The organism is Microbulbifer weihaiensis (assembly GCF_048323715.1).
Lineage (GTDB): Bacteria > Pseudomonadota > Gammaproteobacteria > Pseudomonadales > Cellvibrionaceae > Microbulbifer.
Window position 1 is genome coordinate 264,293 of sequence record NZ_JBLWFL010000004.1, and the last position, 21,957, is coordinate 286,249.

Sequence of the window (21,957 nt, forward strand, 5' to 3'; positions counted from 1 at the left end):
GCCACAAAACCACAACAACAAGGATTCACGGTGAACAACAAGCAGATCATGATTTACGGCGCGTACGGCTATACCGGCGAACTGATTGCGCGCAAAGCCGTGGCCAAGGGGTTGAAGCCCATTCTTTCCGGCCGCTCTGCCAGCAAACTGCAGCCCCTCGCGTCAGAGCTGGGCCTGCCGGCCATCGCCGTGAGCCTCGATGACGAAGACGTCCTGGCGCGTACACTGCGCGATGTCGCCGTGGTCATCCACTGCGCCGGCCCTTTCTCGGCCACCGCGGAGCCGATGATGCGCGCCTGTATCGCCAGTGGCACCCACTACCAGGACATCACCGGCGAAATGTCGGTATACCTGCAGGCCCACGCACTGGACAGCGAGGCCAAAGCCGCCAACGTGGTGCTCTGCCCGGGTACCGGTTTCGACGTTATTCCCACCGATTGCCTGGCCGCAGCACTGCACAAAGCCATGCCCAGCGCCACGCATCTCACCCTCGGGTTTGACTCGGACTCAGGCCTGAGCCCCGGCACCGCGAAAACCTCGATCGAAAGCCTGGGCATTGGCGGCGCCGTGCGCCGCAACGGCCAGATCGAGACCATCCCCCACGGAGAACTGACGCGGCAAATCAATTTCGGGCGCGGCGAAAAATTCGCGGTGGCCATTCCCTGGGGCGATGTCGCCACCGCCTACTACTCGACTGAGATCCCGAATATCGAGGTGTACATCCCCATGAGCCCGGGCCGGGCCAAGAAAATGAAAAAGCTGAATAAACTGCGCTGGCTGCTGCGTATGCAGTGGGTTCAGAACTGGCTCAAGGGCAAGGTAGATCGCAAAGTGCGCGGCCCCAGCGAGAACCAGCGCGCAGAACAGAAAACCTGGGTGTGGGGCGAGGTACGCAACGATCGCCGCGGGGAGCGCCGGATAGGCCGAGTCACCACCGCCAACGGCTACGATGTAACGGTCAGCGGCTCGCTTGCCGTTATGGAATTCCTGCTCAATTACAACGGATCCGGCGGTTACTTCACCCCATCCAGACTTTGCGGGCACGATCTGGTGGAAAAGCTACCGGGTTCCAGCAAAATCCAGTTCGGGATCGACTGATAAACCAGCGGGCGGGAAGCGCTTCTGCGCCTCCTGCCAACCCATCCATTTTGCCGCCCCGCCCGCCTTGCCTCCGCATAATTCACATACCTGACATATTTCATTCAAGCCTGCGCAATATTTGCTTCGTACTTTTAGACCCATGCGAAGCTTACCTATCACCCTTAAAGCAGTAGACGTATCACTGGTACTGCGAATGGCAGAGCGGGCTGCCAGGCCGGCCTCCCGCCGGAATTACCTGTTGCTGTCGCGCTCGGCCGATGGCTGGCTCTACCTGCTGTCGCCGCTGCTCCTGGCGCTGGTCAATACCGCTGTGGCAGTGCAGTTCCTGTACATCTGTGGCGCCGCGTTTGCGATGGAAAGATCCCTGTACTGGACCATCAAGAACACCACCAAAAGAAACCGTCCGCCCGAGGCCATCCCCGGCCTGCGCTCGATCATTATTGCCAACGACCGTTTCAGTTTGCCCTCGGGACACACGTCCGGCGCTTTCCTGTTCGTCACTATGCTCAGCCAATGCCTCAACCCCGCTTTCTCCCTGGGCTACTTGTGGGCGGCCGGTGTGGGTATGTCGCGCGTCGGGCTGGGTGTGCACTTTCCCACCGATGTATGCGCTGGTGCCCTGCTCGGTACCGGTGTGGGGCTGGCTGTGAGCGGCTACCTGATGTAGCGATTCGCTGGCCACCACACTTGCGCCCCCCTTGAGTTCAAACCCGCCCCATCACGGGCACTGACTGGAGCATTGCATTGAAGATTCTCTATGGCGTTCAAGGTACCGGCAACGGCCACATTTCCCGCGCGCGCGCCATGGCCAGGGCGTTTCAGCAGTACCCGGAACTGGAAGTACAGTGGCTGTTTTCAGGCCGGCCGCCCGAAAAACTCTTCGCCATGGAAGACTTCGGCGATTACTGGTGGAGGGAGGGGCTCACATTTGTGCACCGTGAAGGCAGGATTGACCAGCTGGCGACGGCGCGGAAACTGAACCTGCGCCGCCTGTTTAAAGATATCCGGGAACTGCCGGTGCAGGATTACGACCTGATCATCAGCGATTTTGAACCCGTCTGTGCCTGGGCCGCAAAGAAACACCGGCGCCCCAGCCTCGGGCTCGGCCACCAATACGCATTCAATTACGCCATCCCGCGCCCCGCGTTCGGCTGGATGGCGCGCGCGATCATGAAAAACTTTGCCCCGGTGCAGGTGGGGCTGGGGATGCACTGGTATCACTTCGGACATCCGATCCTGCCGCCGATTGCACACGCCAGCGACGTCACTGCGTCGGGCGATCACGTACTGGTATACCTGCCGTTTGAACATGCCGCCCCGCTGCTGGAAGAACTGGCGCAGCTGCCTTGCGCATTTGTCGTCTATGGCCTGCCGGAAGAACTGCCTCACGCCGACAACATTACCCTCAAGGCGCCATCAGTCGACGGGTTTCGCAGCGATGTGGCCCGTGCGCGGGGGGTAATCTGCAACAGTGGCTTTGAGTTGATCGCAGAGACCCTGGCGCTCGGCAAACCTATTCTCACGCGCCCGCTGAAGGGCCAGTTTGAGCAGGAGGCCAACGCCATGGCGCTGCAGGAGCTGCGGCTGGCGCGGGTGGTAAAGAAGATCGATGCACGCAGTATTCGCGCGTGGCTGACAGAAGATCCAACCGGCATCCGCATCCGCTGGCCGGACGTGGCGGCAACGATCGTGCGCTGGATTGCCGAAGGTCGCCACCAGTCCCCGGAAACCCTGTCTGCCGGTCTCTGGGAGGCCGTGGCGCCCGGCCGCGGCCACTCTTTCGCCACGGGCACAGCGGCAGCCACGGAACAATAAACCGGCCCGTTTACTCTTGTTGCACGTGCTGCGCGCGTTCCAGGTGCGCAACGGCTTCGCGCACGGTGGTTACCCAATAGCGTTCCGGGTGCGCACGCAGGTGTTCGAGCAGCGCCTGGTGCGCCTCGGCGGACACACTCAGGTAGTCACCGCCAACCCCGTGAAACATAAATCCCGCCAGGCTATTGTTCGCCCGCGCCGCTTCCACCACGGCAATCAGTTGTTGCGCACTTTTGCCGGCGCCGTCATAGGCTTCCAGCCGGTAAAAATCCGGGTCGCCCAGGGCATGCAGGCCGTCTTCCGAGAAAAAACGTGCAGCGACCACCACTGGCTTGATTGCCTCTACCACGTCCGCGCCCCCCGCACGCATATCACCACAGGGGTAGGCAAAGCTGCGCGCCTGCTCGCCGTCGATGGCCGTAAGCAGACTGTTGGTGGTCTGCACCTCGTCGATAAACTGTTCCAGGGAATAGCGATCCAGGTCGTGCCAGGATTTCACCCAGTCGCGACCGGCCGCGGATTTGCTGCAGGGATGGTACAGGGTGTGGTTGCCCAGCTCGTGGCCCGCCACTGCCGCTTTGCGCCAGTCCTCAAGGCGCAGACGGATGGAGGGGCGCGCCCCGCTCAGGTAAAAGGTGCCGGTCAGGCCGAACTGTGCCAACTGCGGCATGGCCACATCGAGGTGGGAATCCAGCGCGTCGTCGTAGGTCAGAACCACCGCCGCTTCCGCTCCTCCGGGCCAGGGAGACGATTTTTCAGCGGCATGAGCCGCGGCGGCTGCCAGCAGGCAGAGTGTGAAAGTGTAGATGTGCGTCGTAAGGCCAGACATTTGCATTTCCTTGCCGGGTTATTGTTTGAGTTCCATTCACTGCGTGCGCATGCCGCCAACTATCCGCAGGGCAAAAAATTCCCCAACCGCCGGGATCACTCACCGACGACTTAAAGCGTCACCTTGATCTCGGCACCACCCAGGGCCGAGGCGCCTACGCCAATTTTGCCGTGGTAGCTTTCGACAATATCCACGACCACCGCGAGGCCAATCCCCTGCCCCTGCTGCTGCTGATCCGCCCGAACTCCGCGCTGGATCACCTGTTCCCACTGCGCGGTAGTCAAACCGGGCCCATTGTCGGACACCACAATTTCAAGCCCGCGATGATCCAACGTATTGGCAATCTCCACCAGCAACTTGCCGCCGCCGTACTTGTAACCGTTGTCGAGCAGGTTACCCAGCATTTCCATCAGGTCGCCTTCATCGCCATAGAACAGCACATCGTTGCCACACAGCAGTTCCGCATCCACGGTCTTATCGCGATACACCTTGTCCAGAGCAGACAGAATCTTCTCCGCCAGCGGCTGAACCGCCACGCCACGCAAAATCGATTTGGGCGAGCTGGCCACTGCGCGCTGCAGTTGATAGCTGATGATGCTGTCCATGCGCTTTACCTGTTCCGCCAACACTTCCTGCGCGCCCTTGGGGTCAGCCACAGGATCCATCCCCTTCAGGACGGCAAGCGGCGTTTTCAGGCTGTGGGCCAGGTCGGCCAGTGTGTGCCGGGTTTTCTCCCGCTGGCGGCGCTCGTTCTCGATCAACAGGTTGAGGTTGTCCGTGAGCGGCACCAGCTCGCGCGGGAAGTTGCCCTGTAATGTATCGCTGCCCCCCTGCTGCATCCGCTTGAGGGCGCTGGCCACCGAGCGCAGCGGCGCAAGTCCCCAGCGCAATACCAGTAACTGCACCGCGATCAGGGCGAGAGAGCCAAGGCCAAGCCAGCGCCACAGTGTGCTGCTGAACTGGCTCACCTGTGCATGCAGGGGCGCCGCATCCTCCAGTACCACAAACGTAAACTGCCGCTCATTGTCCAGCCCCCAGGCGATTCCCTGGCGGAAACTGCTGTAGGGAGTGGGCATATCCGGCAACCGCACTTCGGCAAATACCTGCTGCCCCTGGCGCAGGGGCAGAGGCAGTGGCATTGCGGAAAAATTTGGCATACTGAGCGCAGACTGGGAACGCCAGATGACCCGGCCGCGGGAATCCATCACCGCACCGATCAGGCCGGAGTCCGGCTGGTTGAATCGCTGTTCGGGAAGAATAAGCGGCAGTTCCAGGCTGTCGCCATTGGGTTCGGCATAGGCGAGCAGCGTATAGATATGCAGCTGCATTTCACGGGCCTTCGCCTCGTCCAGCGAGGTGCGATAGGCCCGCTCCAATACACTGGAAAGCACCGCCAGGAAAACCAGCAGCACCAGCGTCGCCATCAGCGAAAGACGGCCAGACAGGGAGTGCAGCAGACGCGCGAGCAAGGGTTAATCCGCGGGTCGGAAGCGATAGCCGCGCCCGCGCAGGGTTTCGATCGGCTTGATACCGCCAGCTGCGTCGAGTTTTTTGCGCAGCCGACCGATAAATACCTCGATGACATTGCTGTCGCGATCGCAATCCTGCTCGTAGATATGCTCGGTCAGCGTGGTCTTGGACACCACCTCATCCGGGTGCAACATCAGGTATTCAAGCACTTTGTATTCAAACGAGGTGAGTTCCAGCTCGTTATCGGCCACGGTTACCCGTTGCGCACTGGTATCCAGCGTGATCGGGCCCACCGTGATGGTGGGGGAAGAAAAACCCGCGGAACGACGCACCAGTGCATTCAGGCGCGCCAGCAGTTCCTCATTGTGGAAGGGTTTGACCAGGTAATCGTCTCCGCCGGCTTCGAGCCCGCGCACCCGCTCCTGCCAGTGGCCTCGCGCAGTAAGAATTAGGATGGGAAAGTGCCGTGACTCCTTGCGCAGGGTCTCGATCACCTGAATACCGTCAATTTTCGGCAGCCCAAGATCCATTACCGCTACGTCGTAGGGGTATTCCCGGCCCAGGTACAGAGCCTCCTCCCCATCCGGCGCTTCGTCGACGGTATAACCGGCCTTGCGCAGGGACGCCGCCAGCTGATCGCGCAGGACATTCTCGTCTTCTACCAACAGTGCGCGCATGTCTAATCCTCTGTTTTTAGCCCGCTTCGGCAGGCGCTCACGGCTCAGCGGGAAATGCTACCGCTCTGTTTATCCACGTACACCACGTAAACCTGGCTCTTGTCCGAAAGCCCCTTTACCCGGTACATGCTCTTGCCGTTTTTCTGTATTTCCTTGATCGCGAGAATCTTGCCGCCATAGCGCCGCTTCACGATCGATGCGGCTTCATCCCGGGAAATGCCTTTCTGTTGCACCCGGATAGCCCGGTGAGGGGCCGCACTGTGCTCCAGACCCGCCCGATACGGGACATCATAAGCCCGCTCCGCGGCCGCCTGCGAAGGCGGCGGAGTCAGGCTCAACAGCAATGCGACCACAAAAATAATGGCGCCGGTCAGTTTCACAATGCAGCTCCTGTTAATTCAAAGTGCCGGCCAGTAAACCCGGGTGGGATTACCACACCGGTGTCACATCCACGCGAACCCGGATTCTATCCCCTGGATGGCGGTCAGTGCGAGTCAAGAACTCCTGCCCGTTGTAGCGGTAGTTTACGTCGTATCCTACCAGCTCCCGGCGGGTGGTCACCTCTTCAACTACCTGGCACTGCTGTTGGGTACCGTGTTGCACGGGGGCGTTGCTGCGGCTGATGGCGCTGCCGATTGCCGCACCCACCGCGGCGCCCGCAACCGTTTTGGCACCTTTGCTCGCGTGATGATGGTGGCGACGCCAGCCGTGACGGCGGTGACCGTCATGGCCAATGTTGCGGCCGACGGCGGCACCGATAAGGCCGCCGATAATGGCTCCGGCCGGGGAAGGCTGCTGGTAGGTCACAGGCTGATCCCAGCAGCGGGTGCGGGGCTCAATCACCTGGATATCGTTGTAGATGGGCGTTACAGCGGTCACCATGGCATAGTCGTAGCCATCGTGGCCCTCGTAGTAGCCACTGCCGCCAGCGGAGGCCGTCGCACTGACGCCTACCATGACAGCGGTGAGGCCGGCGAAAGCCAGCCTTTTGATGCTCTGGAATGTGTGTGGGTAAGCCATCTCAGTTCTCCCTGCGGTTCCTTAGTCATCCGCCAGCCATCGTAGCGATATGCCGATGGCAACAGTCCGGCTTCTCAGCCGATGGGAGCACTGTAATAAGCTGTGCCTGAATACTTGCTGAACCTTGCGACCGAACCGGGATCAAACCGCGCTGGGCTCCCGCTGACCACCCAGCCAGCGCTGGGTCAGGGTCCCCGCCGTCATGGCTCCATTGACGTTAAGGGCCGTGCGCGCCATATCGATCAGTGGCTCCACCGAGATCAGTAGCGCCGCGATGGTTACCGGCAAACCCATGGTGGGCAGTACCACCAGCGCAGCAAAGGTCGCACCACCGCCGACGCCGGCAATTCCGAACGAGCTGATCACCACCACAGTAATCAGCGACATCAGCCAAACGGGATCAAACACGTTGATACCCATCGGTACCGCCACCATCACCGCCAGCATGGCCGGGTAGATACCGGCACAGCCGTTCTGGCCGATAGTCGCACCAAAGGACGCAGAGAAATTGGCAATCGCCGGTGCGTTTTTCAGCTCGTCGATCTGGGTTTCGATATTGAGCGGAATGGTGGCGGCACTGGAGCGCGAGCTGAAAGCGAAAACCAGTACCGGCCAGACCTTGGCAAAAAAGTGCAGCGGGCTGACTCCATTGATGAACAACAGCAGGCCGTGCACCAGAAACATCAGGGCGATGGCAACGAAAGAGGCCACCACGAAATTGAACAGATTGAAGATGTCCGCCCAGCTTGAATCCGCAATCAACGCCGTCACCAGCGCCATTACGCCATAGGGCGTAAAAGCCATTACCAGGCGTACCAGTTTCATCACCCAGGCCTGGGCAACCCCCACAAACCGCTCTATGGCCGCACCCTGCTCCGGGCTGTCCTTGCGCACCCCCAGCGCTGCGACGCCCAAAAGGACAGCAAATAAAACGACGGCGATTACCGAATTATCGCGATGGCCGGCGAGATCGAAAAAGATATTGCGCGGAATAAAGCCGGTGAGGATTTCCGGGATGCTCAACTCGCTCACACGGCCAATGCGCTCGTTCAGCTCCTCGACCCTGGCGGCCTCGCGCGCACCTTCCACCAGCCCTTCCGCGGTAAGGCCGAACAGCTGAGCGATGACCACCCCGATCAACGCGGCAATAGCCGTTGTGCCGAGCAGTACCGCAAGTACCGATACGCTGATTTTGCCCAGCGCGCGGGTATCACTGACCCGCACTACCGCCCCGAGAATCGAAACCAGTACCAGCGGCATCACCAGCACGTAGAGCAGGTTGACATACCCATCGCCAATCAACCCGACCCAGCCGAGCACCCATTCCGTATCGACTCCCCAGCCTTTGGCCAGGTGAATAGAGCCACCAAACAACAAACCAAGGAGCAAACCGGCAAACACTGCAGGTGCCAGTGACTGGCGACTGCGGTGCCAGCGGGCAAGCGGCCAGAGCAAAAACAGGTAGATCGCGAGGAGCAGGAGTGCACTCAGTTGCATCGGGGAAAGCGTCCAGTTTTACAAATGCGGGCAAAGGAAATCGGCCGCATCCTAGCAGTTGGCACGCATTTCATTTAAAGACGCATTGGTTATAGCGCTATAAGCAAATGCCAAGGTTGACGCGACGAACCTATTTCATGTTAGCCAAAGCCTCTTGCAGGCTTTGCGCCGTCTGCGGGCCGACAAGGGTTCGGCGCCACACACCATCCGCATCAATAAACAGCGTAGTCGGCAATACCTGCGGCCGCGGCTGCCCCCAGCGCTCGGCAGGCTCACTGGCCAGCACAGGAAACTCGATGCCGAATTTTTCTGCCTGGGCACGAACCTGATCCGCCGGCAGCTGGTCGAAATTAATGCCCAATACCAGCACCCGCTCAGCGTGCTGCCGGTAAAACGCATTCAGTTCCGGTATTTCCTCCCGGCAGGGCGCACACCACTCTGCCCAGTAGTTGACCACCAGTACCCGCCCGCCGGTCTCTACGGTATTGCCCTCCAGATCCCGCCACTGGCTTTTCGGTGACGGCGCGTCACACCCGCTTATCGTCACCGCGACCAACAACAGCCAGGCCGCGGCTGTCCTCATCCGCCTTGCTGGATTTGTCCGCGCCTTTGGCGCCGCCTTTTTTCGCAGTGCTATTTGATGATCCCGCATTGCGGCTGCCACCTCTCCTGTTGGTTTTTTTGCTGCCGACTGCAGCCTCTGGTTCAGATTGGGTGGACCCTGCACTGTCGGCGTGCCCACCTTCGCCCCGGTTTTCCTCTTCCATTGACTCGCGGAACAGTTCACCGAGGGTCTGAGACAGGTGCTCGCGAGCGTAGGCACGGGATTCCGAAAAGCGCGCGGCCATGGCCCGGAACCAGGGCCGGTTCTCCAGCTCCCGGTGGCCGTGCTCCGGCACCGGCGCTGGGTGCAACCAGTCCATCATCTGCTGGATCGTCACCGCGTCCAGATCCCGCAACAGAACATAGTCATTGCGATCCGTCTGGGTAATGATGCTGCGATCCTGCAGTACCTGGCGTATACGCCGCCATTGGCTCGGGCGAATACCGGCGCGGGAGATATCCTGATCGCACACCGGAAGCCCTTTCTGGTACTGGCTGTAGAACTTCCACATCAGCACCATGGTTGCGACCAGATCCGAATAGCTGCGCCCCTGGGCGGCGGCGTGATATGCGGAAAGGGTGCGCACCAGAACACACCCCGCCAGCACGATCATCCACAATAGATAGATCCAGATCAGAAACAGCGGCACAAACGCAAAGGCACCGTATATCGCCTGCACCGAAGTGCGCGCAACAATGGTTCCGAACAGGTACTTGGCACCTTCGAAAACAAACGCGGTGATGATACCCCCCACTACACCGTGGCGAAGGGGAACCCGGCAGTTGGGCACGGCAATAAACAGCAGAGTGAAGGCAGTCGCGGTAAACAGCCACGGCAATATCCGCAGAAATATCGGCAAAAGACCGAGGCTGTCGTTCTGCAACAGGAATTTTTGCGAGAACAGATAGGTACTGGCGGCCATACCGGCGCCGAGCAGGATTGGCCCCAGGCTCAGGATCGCCCAGTACAGCAGAAAGCTGGATACGCCGCGACGGCCGCGGGGAATGTCCCAGATCGCGTTGAAGGTGCCCTCGATGTTTTTCAGCATCAGTCCCGCGGTCACCAGCAGAAAGCCGATCCCCACACCGGTGAGGCGCTGGGCCTGGGAAGAAAAATTACTGATGTATTCCTGCACTTCACGGCCACTTTCCGGCACGAAGTGCGAGAAAATCTGCTGCTGGATCTTGCTTTGCAGGCCGGCGAAATCCGGGAACAGCGAAAGCATCGCGTAACTCACCGTGACCAGCGGCACTATCGCAAACAGGGTCATGTAGGTGAGGGCCGCGGCATTCTGCCGGCAGTTTTTTTCGTTAAACAGCGTCCACAGCGAAGTAAAAAAGCGACGCCAACGATGCACCATTTCTGTCATGGGTCTTCTCTTGGTGTGATCCGGTCAATCCGTTCCGTATTTGATCTTGCGAGCAATTGCGCCCAACACGCGGAAAAAATACCACAACCCCCAGCGTAGACGAGTCACCGCAGACTGTTAGAATACGCGAAACCTTAACAGGATACCGCTGCAATGTGGACGATCTATCACAACCCCCGCTGCTCAAAATCCCGTCAAACCCTGCAACTGCTGCAGGACAACCAGGTAGAGCCGGAAGTGGTGCTCTATCTCGAAACACCGCCAGACCCAGCCACGCTGAAAACACTGCTGGCCAAGCTCGGCATCAGCGCCCGCGACCTGCTGCGCAAGGGCGAAGACGACTACAAGTCGCTCAACCTGAAAAATCCCGCGCTGACCGACGAACAACTGATTGATGCCATGGTGGCGCACCCCAAGCTGATCGAGCGCCCCATCGTCGTGAAAGGCGATCAGGCGGTTCTCGGCCGCCCCCCGGAAAATGTTCTGGAGCTGATCTAAATGGCGGCGCCTGCAGAAGCTTATATCCTTATCCTTTATTACAGCCGCAGTGGCGCCACCGCGCGCATGGCCGCAGAGCTCGCGCGCGGCGTGGAAGCCAGTGGCATGAGCGCCAGACTGCGCACAGTGCCATCGGTATCACCCGACACCGATGCCAGCCTGCCGCCAGTGCCCGACGCCGGCGCCCCATACTGCACCAGCGATGACCTGCGCCACTGCGCCGGACTGCTGCTCGGCAGCCCGACACGTTTTGGCAATATGGCCGCGCCCCTGCGCTATTTCCTCGACCAGACCAGTGACATGTGGCTCGACGGCAGCCTAACCGGCAAACCCGCCGCCGTATTCACATCCACCGGCAGCCTCCATGGCGGCCAGGAAAGCACCCTGATCTCAATGATGCTGCCACTGCTGCACCACGGCATGCTGATTGCCGGTATCCCCTACTCGGAAGCCGCGCTGATGCACACCAAGACCGGCGGCACCCCCTATGGCGCCTCCCACTGGGCCGCCGGCAATGACGGCGCGCTGAGCGAAGATGAAATTACCCTGTGCCGGGCACTCGGCCAGCGTATTGGCAAATTGGCGCGCCAGCTGGAGGCTTCCAGTGACTGAACAACACGATTCGTTGAACGCCCTTAAGCGCAAGCTGGTACTGGCAAAACGCCTGAACTGGTTCTGTTATATCGCATTGCTGGTGCTGTTTGCCGTTTGGAACCTGTTCCTGCCCGGTGGCTCTGTCCAGTGGTGGCTGCTGCAGAGCTTTCCATTACTGCTGGTGTTGCCTGGCCTGTTAAAAGGCAATCAGCGCAGCTATCTCTGGCTGTGTTTTATCCTGTTGTTATATATCACCGCAGGAATTGTCGACGTAATGATGCCTACACGCGGCTGGCAGCATGGCGCCCTGGCAGCACTCAGCCTTACCCTGTTTGTTTCCGCCATGATGACCAGCCGCTGGCAGGTCAAAATCCAATCGTCCGGTAACTGAAGCGGTCTCCCTAAAACGGATCGAAAACAAGGAGTTTCAGGTTTGACAGAGTCGACCCACAAGCGCGGGCCGTTGCGCCGCATCTTCGGCAGCATCGGCGCCGCCATCACCTGGTTGCGCCGGGTGGTAACCAACTTGCTGTTCCTTTTTTTACTGGTCATTGTCTGCGCAGCCATTTTTGGCGGTGAGGAGCGGATTACCGTTCCCCAGGGCGCGGCACTGAAAGTCTCACCCGGCGGCTATCTCGTCGATGAACTGAGCCAGCCTACCGGTATCCCCATGTTTCTCGGCGGCCAGTCCGCGCCGCAGGAAACCCGGGTAAAAGACCTGGTAGACGCGATTGACGCAGCGGCAAAAGACAACCGGATTTCCTCACTGGTGCTCGAGCTGGACACGCTGGTGGGCGCCAACCTGAGCAAGCTTGAAGAAGTTGGCGAAGCCGTCCAGCGCTTCAAGGCCAGCGACAAGCCGGTTTACGCCATTGGTGACAATTTCACCCAGGGACAGTATTTCCTCGCCAGCCACGCGGACAAAATCTACCTCAACCCGATGGGCTCGCTGCTGCTCACTGGCTTTGGCAGCTACCGCAACTACTACAAGAGCGCACTGGAAAAGCTGAAGATCAATTTCCATGTGTTTCGCGTTGGGGATTACAAGGACTTTATCGAGCCATACACCCGCGACGATATGTCCCCCGCCTCCCGCGAAAATAACCAGCGCTGGCTGCACGGCCTGTGGACTGAATATACCGAGCAGGTTACGGGCCTGCGCAACCTGCCGCCCAACAGCATCGACGCCTTTATTGCCGACCTGCCGCAGAACCTGCGCGCCGAGGGAGGCAACTGGGCCGAGACCGCACTGACTCACCGCTTCGTCGATGTGCTCGCCAGCCATCGCGCTGCCGTCGCCGAACTGCAGGAGGCCATCGGGGTCAGCGACGCTGACAAGAGCATGTACAAGTTTATTGATGCCAGCGACTACCTGCGCCATCAGAAACTCGCCGACCTGTCCAATCCCCGCGTCCATGCCGACAAGATCGGACTGATCTCCGCCGCTGGCGCGATCATTGATGGCGAGGCGCCCGCAGGACAGATTGGCAGCAAAACCCTGAGTGACCTGATTGCCGACGCGCGCGACAAAAAAGTCAAAGCGCTGGTGCTGCGCGTCGACAGCCCGGGCGGATCCGCGTTTGCGTCCGAGACCATCCGCCAGGAACTGCTGGCTACCCGTGAAGCCGGTATTCCGGTAATCATTTCCATGGGTAGTGTTGCCGCATCCGGTGGCTACTGGATCGCCACCGCCGGCGATCGTATCTGGGCATCGCCTTCCACCATTACCGGTTCCATTGGGGTTTTCGGTGCCTTCCCGACGTTTGAGGATTCACTTGAGCACCTGGGTATCTACAACGATGGTATCGGCACCACCGAACTTGCCGGCGCCATGCGCCTCGACCGCCCGCTGCCGGAGGCCGCCGCCGACCTCATTCAGCAGGGTGTCGAAAATACCTATGCGCGCTTCCTGCGACTGGTAGCCGAAGCCCGCAACAGCACCCCGGAAGAAGTCCACAAAATTGCCCAGGGGCAGGTGTGGACCGGAAGAGCAGCGCTTGAACTGGGCTTGGTGGACGAACTTGGCAACCTGAACGATGCCATTGCCGACGCCGCCCAGATTGCCAAGCTCGAGTCCTACGAGGTTGTGGAAATCGAACGCCAGCTGACGCCGGGCGAAAAATTCATGCGCGCCCTGGCAGAGAATGTGGACGCCCGCATCGCCGCCAGTGTGGAGCAAAACCTGCCGCTGGGCGCCTGGTTCAACAGCGTGCAGCCGGCCCTGAACCCGCTGCGCGAGCTCAAGACTTTCCGCGATCCCCGCGCACTCTATGTGCGCTGCATGAACTGCGCGGCGCCCTAACCGGGCACCCCTCCCAGATCGCTTTGCGGTAGCCCGCTGCCGCAAAGCGCTCCCCTCCCCGATGTGATCCCGGCACACCGCAGGCCATTCCTGCGCCGCATCCTGGTCAAATTTCACACACAAATATTCCTGGCAAGATGCCAATAATGTTGACGCATTCACTCCCGGTTCAGATGACTCTTGTTATATTTCCCGCCATTGACAGAAACCGAATGCGACCTGGTGATTCGACATGAAATACTTTTCGACCATTCTCGCCGCGCTGCTGTGTGGCAGCCTATCAACGGCCCTGTACGCTGATCCCCCCGAAGGGCGCGGCTGGAAAAAGCACGACAAGCATTCCCGTCACGAGCGCAAGGAAGAGTACTGGGATGGTCACTGCAAAGTAGAGCGTACCTGGAAGCGCAACGGTGACTACAAAGAAGAGCGCAAATGCAAAAACCGCCGCTACGCGGACAATCACCATCACCACCACGACCGCGGTGTTCGCGTAGTGGTTCTGCCGCCCTGGTTCAACCAGCAGGCCCCGGAGCCGGAGTACCGCCCGGAGTGGCGCCCTGCCGTGCAGACCTCCTCAGCCCGCTGCAACAGCCGCCAGGTCGGCAGTGTGCTGGGCGGATTGATTGGCGGCGTGATCGGGCACCAGATTGGTGACGGCCGGGGCAATACCGCGGCCACGATCGGCGGAGCCATTGCCGGCGTGCTGATCGGCGGAGAAGTGGGCAACCGTATGGATCAGCGCAACCAGGCCTGCGTTGCCCAGGCGCTGGAGTTTGCCCCCGAAGGTGAGCGCATTACCTGGCAGAACGACCAGGGCGGCCAAAATTACGCGGTCACCCCCGGCGCCGTGGAGATGCGCGGCGACCGCTACTGCCGTGACTTTACCGCAGAGATGTTCGGAACTGGCGACAGCCGCAGCACCCAGGGTACCGCCTGTCGACAGCAGGACGGCTCCTGGGTCCGCGCTTACTGATCCCCACCCCCGCACAAAACCGCCGGCCTCCGGCGGTTTTGTCTGTCCAGCCCGGACTCCTTCGACCTCCCAGCATTCCCCTCCAACTCCCAGGCACCGGCGCCCGCACCAATCCCGCCTGCACCACAGTTGCGCACGCCATTTCCAGCAAACACCCGCAATCACCAACTTTGTGCACTCTCTGAGGGCAAAGCAGTTTTCGCCTGGCCAAATAGGCAAAAGTCCGCCAAATACCGCCCGGAAAGCACCGCCGTGGCTCACATTCCGTGGACTGGCACTATTTTTGGATTACCAAACAAACCAGGCGCGATTCATCGTCGCCTCAAAATAAAACCAGACACTGGAAACGATGCCGCACAAAACCAACCAGCAAGTACCACAACGGGAGCCATGGCTGATCGTCACCGACCTGGATGGCACCCTTCTCGATCACTTCACTTATTCCCATACGGCGGCGGAACCCGCACTGAAACTTCTGGAAGAAAAGGGCATCCCCCTCATTCTGAACAGCAGTAAAACCCGCGATGAAATGCAGGAACTCCGGCGATCCCTGAACAATCACCACCCGTTTATCGTTGAGAACGGATCCGCCATTTTTATTCCCGTCGGCTATTTCCCGCAGAAACCCCAGCACGCCCGCGAAGAAAGCGGGTACTGGATACTGGAGCCCGGCACGCCGCGCGCCAGCCTGCTCGATTTTCTCGAGCGGGATCAGCAACAACACCCACGCACCTACCTGAATTTCCATGCCGCCTCTACCGAGGAGATCGTCGCCGCTACCGGGCTGTCCGGCGCCGAAGCCGAGCAGGCGCAGGCGCGGGATTATTCCGAGCCTTTATTGTGGCAGGGGAACGAACAGCAGAAAGCGGCGTTTGTCGCTCGCGCTAATGCCGCCGGATTTACCACCCTGCAGGGCGGCCGCTTCCTGCACCTGTTGGGACAAACAGACAAAGGGGTCGCCACCCGCCTGCTGAAAAAAACCTACCAGCACTTCAGCGACCAGACGTACCGGCTGATCGCCAGCGGTGACGGCCCCAACGACCTGGACATGCTGAAAGTAGCGGATATTGCCATCCTCGTCCGCTCTCCGGCCCACCCGCCACCGCCACTTGCCCACCCCCAACTTATTGTCACCCGGGCACTCGGTCCATTTGGCTGGGGCCAGGCCATTCAGGGCGTTTTATCGCCAGAGACCCAACAAATTCACACCGGAGGGAGTAACCCGTGACAGATTTTTTCCAGAACGGCGCCATCACCACCCTGCACAACCTTTGCAATCGCTCGCTCGAGGATATGGAGTCCGAGCTGATGCGCTTTTCGCGCCAGCGCCCCATGACCCTGCTGCTGCCATCGCTCTATTCCGAGCTGGAAGGGGAAGCCCTGCCGCGTATTCTGAGTATTCTGGCCGAAGTGCCCTATCTCTCGGAGATCGTCATCGGCCTCGACCGCGCCGATGAATCGCAGTACCGGGATGCACTGCGCCAGTTCAGCGTGCTTCCGCAGCACGTGCGGGTGCTGTGGAATGACGGGCCGCGCTTGCGGGCGCTGGATGAACAACTGCAAAGGGACGGACTCGCCCCGAAAGAAGCTGGCAAAGGGCGCAACGTCTGGTATTGCCTCGGCTACATTCTCGCATCCGGGCGAGGTGAAGCCATCGCGCTGCACGATTGCGATATCGTCACCTACGACCGCATGTTACTGGCGCGCCTGTTCTACCCCGTGGCCAATCCCAGTTTCAGCTATGAATTCTGCAAGGGCTATTACTCGCGCGTTGCGGGAGGCAAGATCAACGGCCGCGTGTGCCGCCTGCTGGTAACCCCGCTCATACGCACGCTGAAGAAAATTTACGGGCACACAGAATATCTCGAGTACATGGACAGTTTCCGCTACTCCCTGGCCGGTGAATTCTCCTTCCGCCGCGATGTGATCAACGACCTGCGCATCCCCAGCGACTGGGGCCTGGAGATTGGTGTACTGTCGGAAATGCACCGCAATTATTCCACCAACCGCCTGTGCCAGGTGGATATCGCGCACGCTTACGATCACAAGCACCAGGATGTGTCTTTCGATGACGAACACGGTGGCCTATCGAAGATGTCCATCGATATTGCCAAGTCGCTGTTTCGCAAACTTGCCACCCAGGGCACCGTGTTTTCGTCCGAAACCTTCCGCAGTATCAAGGCCACCTATTTCCGCGTGGCGCTGGATTTCGTCGAGACTTACCGCAACGACGCGATCATAAATGGCCTGAATTTTGATATACACAAAGAGGAGCAAACCGTAGAGCTGTTCGCCAGTAACCTGGTAAAAGCCGGGCAGGCGTTTCTCGAAAACCCCATGGAAACGCCGTTTATTCCCAGCTGGAACCGGATCACCAGCGCTGAGCCCGGCTTTCTGCAACAACTGAAACACGCCGTGGAAGCGGATTACGACGAGTTCAACCGATAACCCGCATACGACAACATCCAAGTATTTGGGGAGCCATTGTGACAAACCCTTCGGCCGAGTTACCCATCAGAGAAGTACTGCACCAGAAAGTGGTCGACCACCTGAACGTCATCTATCCGGATCTCGACCCCCAGGCGATCGCACATGAACTGGTGCACACCCTGCGCCTCGACGAAGACTGCCAGAGCCCTCTCGCACACAAAAATCTCTGGGATCAGACCGATGTAGCCGTGATCACCTACGGCAACACCATCCTGAGCCAGGATCAGCCGCCGCTGAAAACACTGCACCATTTCCTAAAAACCCATTTCCCCATGCTGATCAACAGCGTGCACATCCTGCCGTTTTTCCCCTATACCAGTGACGACGGCTTCGCCGTGTCGGCATACAAGCAGGTCGATCCGGTACTGGGTGACTGGAATGACATCCTGCGGATCAGTACGGATTTCCACCTGATGGCCGACCTGGTGATCAACCACTGCTCTGCCCAGCACGAATGGTTTGTGAACTACCAGCAAGGCAAGGATCCAGGCAGTGACTTTTTCCTCGAAGTTGATCCGGAAGAGGACCTGAGCCTGGTGGTGCGCCCACGCACCAGCCCCCTGCTGCGCGCCACTTCTACGCCAGGGGGAACCCGCCATGTCTGGTGTACCTTCGGGCACGATCAGGTCGACCTGAACTTCCGCAACCCGAAAGTGCTGGCGAAAATCGTCGATATCATCCGCCTGTACCTGGATATGGGGGTTCGCATTTTCCGCCTGGACGCCGTCGCGTTTATCTGGAAGCGCGCCGGCAGTAACTGCATCAACCTAAGGGAAACCCACGAAATTGTGCGCTTGCTGCGCACCCTGATAGAGCATGCGGACCCGAACGCGGTGATCATCACCGAGACCAACATTCCCAACCGGGAAAACCTGTCGTATTTCGGCAATGCCAACGAAGCGCACTGTATCTACAATTTTTCCCTGCCTCCGCTGCTGGTCAATACGCTGATTTCCGGAAACTGCAGACACCTGAAAAACTGGCTGATGAGCATGCCGCCGGCACAGAACGGCACCACCTATTTCAACTTCATTGCATCCCACGATGGTATCGGCCTGCGCCCGGTGGAGGGGCTGCTGGAAGACGACGAGCAGGAAGCGCTGATCCAGACCATGGAAAATTTCGGTGGCCAGATTTCCTGGCGTGCGCTGGATGATGGCAGCAACAAGCCCTACGAAATCAACATTTCCCTGTTCGATGCCCTGAAGGGAACCACCGCAGGCGAAGACGACTGGCAATTGCGGCGTTTTATCTGTGCGCATGCCATCATGCTGGCACTGGAAGGCATCCCGGCGTTTTACCTGCACAGCCTGGTCGGCACCACCAACGACTATGAGCGCATGAAAGAGCATGGTCACAACCGCGCGATCAACCGCCGCCAGTGGCAGGAGCAGGAGCTGAATCAAAAACTCGCCGACCCGGAAAGCCACCACCACAAGGTGTTTTACCAGCTGCGCCGGCTGATCCAGCTGCGCCGGGAGCAGCCCGCATTCCACCCCAATGCCACCCAGTTCACCCTGCACCTCGGTGAACAGGTATTTGCATTCTGGCGCCAGAGCCTGGATCGCCGGCAGAGCATTTTCTGCCTGAACAATATCTCCGATCAGCCGCAGACCATCTCCCTCAATGCCATCAACCTGATCGGCACTGACCGCTGGAAGGATCTGATCAGTGAGGAAATTTTTGAGGATATGCTGGGATCCGTAACGCTTGATCCCTATCAAACGCTATGGATTACAAATCGGCACTAAAGTAAAAAGCGGGCCCGGCAACAGGTGCCGGGCCCGCTGGTTATCGCAGTTCCAGACTACGCATCAGTCCTGACGCAGAGTCCCCATGGGGATTGGAATATCGAAGTAGTCAGCCCCCGCACCCATGCCACTTTCGCAACTGTTCGGCGGCAGCGTGCATACGTTGCGGGTAGACGGGCATTCCGCCGCCCAGAACATATAACCGAGGAAGCCGGCAGTGCTGCCGGCACCGTTCGGCTGCACCGTCTGCACATACTCAGCCTTCTGCAATTGTGTAGAGTTCAGGAAATCCACGCAGTTTTCGTTTGGCTGGTTGCCATCGGTCAACCACATGCTTACAGCGACCTTGGCCGGCGCCTTGGGCAGTATGGGCGGGTTGTAGTTGAATTTTCCATCCACATGCTCCTGCCACTGATCCGTGGTCGGCTCACCTCTCGGCACCATGGCATTGATGTAATCCAGTTTGCCGTTTGGCAGCCAGTCCGCAGACGCTCGCCGGCTGAGTTCCTGCAGATAGCGATTGCCCACCGCCAGGTCCATGGTCAACAGTCCGCCGCCACTCAACGAGCGATACGTATCGATGAACGTCTCGATTCCAGCCAGGTGCTCAGGGGCAGGCGTGCCGTTTTCCCAGTCAATTTCAAAACCGTCCAGGCCCAGATCCAGCACCAACTGGTGCGACAACATCGCCAGCCCGGCGGCATCGGTGGTGAGTGCCGTATCCCAGGCATCGGTGTAGGTGATACCGCCCATGGAGACCATGACGCGGATGCCGTGTGCCTTGAAGTAGTCGACGACATCTCTGGTCATGCCCCGCGGGACGCCGTTCAGGAAGTTTTCATCGGTGGTCTGTTCGAGCAGCTTCATCGGCTCGAGGAAACTCAGAACCACGAGGTTGACCGACGGGGTGCCATCGCCGCGGTCGATGATCCAGTGATTTGCCTGATCGAATTCCGCACCGGCCGCCGTGTCCCGCGGTTGGCTCCAGTCGCAATAGTGGTTGCCACAGTGCCACACCCCATAAATCGACATGGGGGTACCGCTGCCGCCAGAGGACGAGCCTCCCGAAGAGGAGCTGGACGATGAGGAGCCGCCGCCGGAGCTGGAGGACGATCCACTTGCCTCACAGGCCCCCAGGGAAACCCAGGGATCCCCTCTCTGTGGCTGGTCTTTGGTACTGGTGGCGGCGAGCGCCTCGTATGCGGTGCTGTTGTGTTGCACCTGATCGCCAGCCTGATAGCTGACATGCCTGTCCCAGGCTGGCAATCCGGAACAGTCGAAGGCAAATCCCGGTATTGCCATGAAAAGTCCGATACAGGTGAGAAGTACTGCGGTTGCGTGTTTTTGCATCTTGTTATCCTTGTGAGCTGCGGCCCATATGCATTGGAGCCCTTGCGCGCGCCAGGCAGGTTGCCGTCACTCAAACTACGCGACCGCAATGGCGACGACTGCAAAACGCGCAATGAAAATAACTACCACAAATACATCAACACAAAGTTAGAAGATAACATCCGAAACGGCAACACGCCGCGCCAACGTTTCCTGTTTCGAAGCCGGAAAGTGTTCAGGATGGGAATGGGTTGGCACTTTCATACCAAACCAAAAGTAACAAAAGCTCTCTTAGGCAGCTTGGTGCGGCAGCGGATAGGGAGAAAATAAAGCGGGGGTGCCGGAAAATCAGCTCGTCCCGATCTGTTTCGGGCCACCTAAAGTATCGGGCTCACCTCAGGCGGCCGGCAAAAACAGTATCAGGCCGATCAGCCCGGGTTCTGCTCACGCGCCGGTGGCGCCCAGTGCCCAACCCTGACTTCATTGCCTTTGCCGGGAAGCGAAGGAATATTCTGCGCCAGTAGCAGCGAGCAACCCGCCATGGCAGCACCACACCAGAATACGGCCGCGGGAGACACCAGCCACAGGAGCCCGAACAGCACAGGAATAACCACGGCCGCGATATGGTTGATGGTGAAGCTCACCGCAGCCGAAGAGGCTATGTCGCGCTCATCCACAATCTTCTGGAAGTAAGTCTTGATGGCGATCGCCATCGAGAAAAACAGGTGGTCGATGATATACAGGGCGGCCGCTGCCGTTGCGGTTTCCACCAGGGCATAGCCGCCGAACACCAGGATCAAACCAACGTATTCCAGCGTCAGCGCGCGGCGCTCGCCAAAACGCACGATCAAGCGGCCGATCTTTGGCGCCAGGTACAGGTTCAGCAGGTGATTGGCAATGAACAGCTGGGCAACGTCGGCCACGCTGTAGCCGAACTTTTCCACCATCAGGAAACCGGCAAAAACCACAAAAATCTGCCGGCGCGCACCACTCATAAACGTCAGCGCGTAGTACAGCCAATAGCGCTTGCGCAATATCAGTTTCTTGTGCTGCACGTGCGGCTGTGCAAACGCGGGAAATGCCACCCACAGGGCCGCAACAATGAACACCGTCAGGCAGCCGCCGAGCAGGTAGATCCAGGTGTAATCCAGCTGCAACTGCTCAGACGTCAACCATACCAGTGCGTAGGCCACCAGCGAGGCAAAGGAGCCCGCGGCCATGATCCGTCCGAGCCAGATAGGTGCGCTTTCTTTCGGCAGCCACTGCAGCGCGAGGGATGTCTTGAGTGCTTCGTAATAATGGAATCCCACTGACATCAGCAGTGTCGTCAAGAGTAATCCCAGTGTGCTCGGGAAAAAACCGGTAACAGCCACACCGATGCCGGTGGCAATCAGCGAGATGAAAGCCAGCCGCTGCTCCCGGATCAGGAGCAGTACAAACACTACGGTAAAGGCCAGAAACCCCGGGACTTCCCGTACACTTTGCAGCAGGCCGATTTCGGCCCCGGTGAACTGCGCCCGCTCGATGACAAAGTTGTTCAGCAGCGCCTGCCACACACCAAATGACAGAGGCATGGCGAGCGCGAGCAACAGCAGCAGGATTTCTGGCCGGCGCCAGTTGAATTGAGTCAACATAACG

General features: G+C 59.4%; 21 protein-coding genes. 11 read left to right on the forward strand and 10 right to left on the reverse strand.

What is annotated here, in order from left to right; translation table 11 throughout:
• Window positions 1-30 precede the first annotated feature (30 nt).
• The 3 genes from ACNKU7_RS05795 (at window position 31) to ACNKU7_RS05805 (ending at window position 2,916) form a co-directional block, all read left to right on the forward strand.
• Window positions 31-1,098: a saccharopine dehydrogenase family protein gene (locus ACNKU7_RS05795; RefSeq protein ID WP_418296019.1), complete on the forward strand. Its 1,068-nt coding sequence runs from the start codon at window positions 31-33 to the stop codon at window positions 1,096-1,098.
• Window positions 1,099-1,294: 196 nt separating this feature from the next.
• Window positions 1,295-1,768, forward strand: coding sequence for a phosphatase PAP2 family protein (locus ACNKU7_RS05800; RefSeq protein ID WP_418296020.1), 474 nt, complete (start codon window positions 1,295-1,297; stop codon window positions 1,766-1,768).
• Window positions 1,769-1,845: 77 nt separating this feature from the next.
• On the forward strand, window positions 1,846-2,916 hold the full coding sequence (locus ACNKU7_RS05805; protein WP_418296021.1) for an MJ1255/VC2487 family glycosyltransferase: 1,071 nt from the start codon (window positions 1,846-1,848) through the stop codon (window positions 2,914-2,916).
• A 10-nt stretch (window positions 2,917-2,926) separates the two neighbouring features.
• Here ACNKU7_RS05805 and ACNKU7_RS05810 read toward each other — a convergent pair whose 3' ends face one another.
• The 8 genes from ACNKU7_RS05810 to ACNKU7_RS05845 form a co-directional block, all read right to left on the reverse strand.
• Window positions 2,927-3,745, reverse strand: coding sequence for a polysaccharide deacetylase family protein (locus tag ACNKU7_RS05810; RefSeq protein WP_418296022.1), 819 nt, complete (start codon window positions 3,743-3,745; stop codon window positions 2,927-2,929).
• A gap of 110 nt (window positions 3,746-3,855) precedes the next feature.
• Entirely contained in the window at window positions 3,856-5,214 is a 1,359-nt protein-coding gene (locus ACNKU7_RS05815) for an ATP-binding protein (protein WP_418296023.1), read from the reverse strand.
• A 3-nt stretch (window positions 5,215-5,217) separates the two neighbouring features.
• Window positions 5,218-5,892 (reverse strand): response regulator transcription factor, encoded by a 675-nt coding sequence (locus ACNKU7_RS05820; protein WP_418296024.1) that lies wholly within the window; start codon window positions 5,890-5,892, stop codon window positions 5,218-5,220.
• A 44-nt stretch (window positions 5,893-5,936) separates the two neighbouring features.
• Entirely contained in the window at window positions 5,937-6,272 is a 336-nt protein-coding gene (locus ACNKU7_RS05825; protein ID WP_418296025.1) for a PepSY domain-containing protein, read from the reverse strand.
• Window positions 6,273-6,321: 49 nt separating this feature from the next.
• Entirely contained in the window at window positions 6,322-6,912 is a 591-nt protein-coding gene (locus ACNKU7_RS05830) for a glycine zipper 2TM domain-containing protein (protein ID WP_418296026.1), read from the reverse strand.
• Window positions 6,913-7,053: 141 nt separating this feature from the next.
• The gene (locus ACNKU7_RS05835; RefSeq protein WP_418296027.1) at window positions 7,054-8,409 is read right to left on the reverse strand and encodes an L-cystine transporter; all 1,356 of its coding nucleotides are present in this window, start codon (window positions 8,407-8,409) and stop codon (window positions 7,054-7,056) included.
• Window positions 8,410-8,539: 130 nt separating this feature from the next.
• Entirely contained in the window at window positions 8,540-8,992 is a 453-nt protein-coding gene (locus tag ACNKU7_RS05840) for a TlpA family protein disulfide reductase (RefSeq protein WP_418296028.1), read from the reverse strand.
• The gene (locus ACNKU7_RS05845; protein WP_418296029.1) at window positions 8,937-10,382 is read right to left on the reverse strand and encodes a YihY family inner membrane protein; all 1,446 of its coding nucleotides are present in this window, start codon (window positions 10,380-10,382) and stop codon (window positions 8,937-8,939) included. The genes ACNKU7_RS05840 and ACNKU7_RS05845 overlap by 56 nt, the downstream gene beginning before the upstream one ends.
• A gap of 153 nt (window positions 10,383-10,535) precedes the next feature.
• Here ACNKU7_RS05845 and arsC point away from each other — a divergent pair, with 153 nt between their 5' ends.
• From arsC to ACNKU7_RS05885, 8 genes are all read left to right on the forward strand, one after another.
• Window positions 10,536-10,880 carry an arsenate reductase (glutaredoxin) gene (gene arsC, locus ACNKU7_RS05850; protein WP_418296030.1) on the forward strand — a complete coding sequence of 115 codons (345 nt, stop codon included), beginning with the start codon at window positions 10,536-10,538 and terminating at the stop codon, window positions 10,878-10,880.
• On the forward strand, window positions 10,881-11,492 hold the full coding sequence (gene wrbA, locus ACNKU7_RS05855) for an NAD(P)H:quinone oxidoreductase (RefSeq protein ID WP_418296031.1): 612 nt from the start codon (window positions 10,881-10,883) through the stop codon (window positions 11,490-11,492).
• The gene (locus ACNKU7_RS05860; protein WP_418296032.1) at window positions 11,485-11,865 is read left to right on the forward strand and encodes a DUF2069 domain-containing protein; all 381 of its coding nucleotides are present in this window, start codon (window positions 11,485-11,487) and stop codon (window positions 11,863-11,865) included. Before wrbA ends, ACNKU7_RS05860 begins: the two co-directional genes overlap by 8 nt.
• 42 nt (window positions 11,866-11,907) lie before the next feature.
• A complete protein-coding gene (gene sppA, locus ACNKU7_RS05865; RefSeq protein WP_418296033.1) occupies window positions 11,908-13,776 on the forward strand; it encodes a signal peptide peptidase SppA in 1,869 nt (622 codons plus the stop codon).
• 232 nt (window positions 13,777-14,008) lie between these two features.
• The gene (locus ACNKU7_RS05870; RefSeq protein WP_418296034.1) at window positions 14,009-14,749 is read left to right on the forward strand and encodes an RT0821/Lpp0805 family surface protein; all 741 of its coding nucleotides are present in this window, start codon (window positions 14,009-14,011) and stop codon (window positions 14,747-14,749) included.
• A 349-nt stretch (window positions 14,750-15,098) separates the two neighbouring features.
• Window positions 15,099-15,977, forward strand: coding sequence for an HAD-IIB family hydrolase (locus ACNKU7_RS05875; protein WP_418296035.1), 879 nt, complete (start codon window positions 15,099-15,101; stop codon window positions 15,975-15,977).
• Window positions 15,974-17,197, forward strand: coding sequence for a glycosyltransferase family protein (locus ACNKU7_RS05880; protein ID WP_418296036.1), 1,224 nt, complete (start codon window positions 15,974-15,976; stop codon window positions 17,195-17,197). The genes ACNKU7_RS05875 and ACNKU7_RS05880 overlap by 4 nt, the downstream gene beginning before the upstream one ends.
• A 38-nt stretch (window positions 17,198-17,235) precedes the next feature.
• On the forward strand, window positions 17,236-18,990 hold the full coding sequence (locus ACNKU7_RS05885; RefSeq protein ID WP_418296037.1) for an alpha-amylase family glycosyl hydrolase: 1,755 nt from the start codon (window positions 17,236-17,238) through the stop codon (window positions 18,988-18,990).
• A 63-nt stretch (window positions 18,991-19,053) separates the two neighbouring features.
• Here ACNKU7_RS05885 and ACNKU7_RS05890 read toward each other — a convergent pair whose 3' ends face one another.
• The gene (locus tag ACNKU7_RS05890) at window positions 19,054-20,340 is read right to left on the reverse strand and encodes a hypothetical protein (RefSeq protein WP_418296038.1); all 1,287 of its coding nucleotides are present in this window, start codon (window positions 20,338-20,340) and stop codon (window positions 19,054-19,056) included.
• Window positions 20,341-20,747: 407 nt separating this feature from the next.
• Complete coding sequence (locus ACNKU7_RS05895) at window positions 20,748-21,953, reverse strand: MFS transporter (RefSeq protein WP_418296039.1); 1,206 nt, start codon at window positions 21,951-21,953, stop codon at window positions 20,748-20,750.
• Between the last annotated feature and the right edge of the window lie 4 nt (window positions 21,954-21,957).

Bases quoted from the DNA above. Each gene is read 5' to 3' on its own strand.
- ACNKU7_RS05800 (WP_418296020.1), top strand. From the start codon at position 1,295: ATGGCAGAGCGGGCTGCCAGGCCGGCCTCCCGCCGGAATTACCTGTTG.
- ACNKU7_RS05810 (WP_418296022.1), bottom strand. From the start codon at position 3,745: ATGTCTGGCCTTACGACGCACATCTACACTTTCACACTCTGCCTGCTG.
- ACNKU7_RS05820 (WP_418296024.1), bottom strand. From the start codon at position 5,892: ATGCGCGCACTGTTGGTAGAAGACGAGAATGTCCTGCGCGATCAGCTG.
- ACNKU7_RS05830 (WP_418296026.1), bottom strand. From the start codon at position 6,912: ATGGCTTACCCACACACATTCCAGAGCATCAAAAGGCTGGCTTTCGCC.
- ACNKU7_RS05835 (WP_418296027.1), bottom strand. From the start codon at position 8,409: ATGCAACTGAGTGCACTCCTGCTCCTCGCGATCTACCTGTTTTTGCTC.
- ACNKU7_RS05840 (WP_418296028.1), bottom strand. From the start codon at position 8,992: ATGAGGACAGCCGCGGCCTGGCTGTTGTTGGTCGCGGTGACGATAAGC.
- ACNKU7_RS05845 (WP_418296029.1), bottom strand. From the start codon at position 10,382: ATGACAGAAATGGTGCATCGTTGGCGTCGCTTTTTTACTTCGCTGTGG.
- arsC (WP_418296030.1), top strand. From the start codon at position 10,536: ATGTGGACGATCTATCACAACCCCCGCTGCTCAAAATCCCGTCAAACC.
- wrbA (WP_418296031.1), top strand. From the start codon at position 10,881: ATGGCGGCGCCTGCAGAAGCTTATATCCTTATCCTTTATTACAGCCGC.
- ACNKU7_RS05870 (WP_418296034.1), top strand. From the start codon at position 14,009: ATGAAATACTTTTCGACCATTCTCGCCGCGCTGCTGTGTGGCAGCCTA.
- ACNKU7_RS05875 (WP_418296035.1), top strand. From the start codon at position 15,099: ATGCCGCACAAAACCAACCAGCAAGTACCACAACGGGAGCCATGGCTG.
- ACNKU7_RS05890 (WP_418296038.1), bottom strand. From the start codon at position 20,340: ATGCAAAAACACGCAACCGCAGTACTTCTCACCTGTATCGGACTTTTC.
- ACNKU7_RS05895 (WP_418296039.1), bottom strand. From the start codon at position 21,953: ATGTTGACTCAATTCAACTGGCGCCGGCCAGAAATCCTGCTGCTGTTG.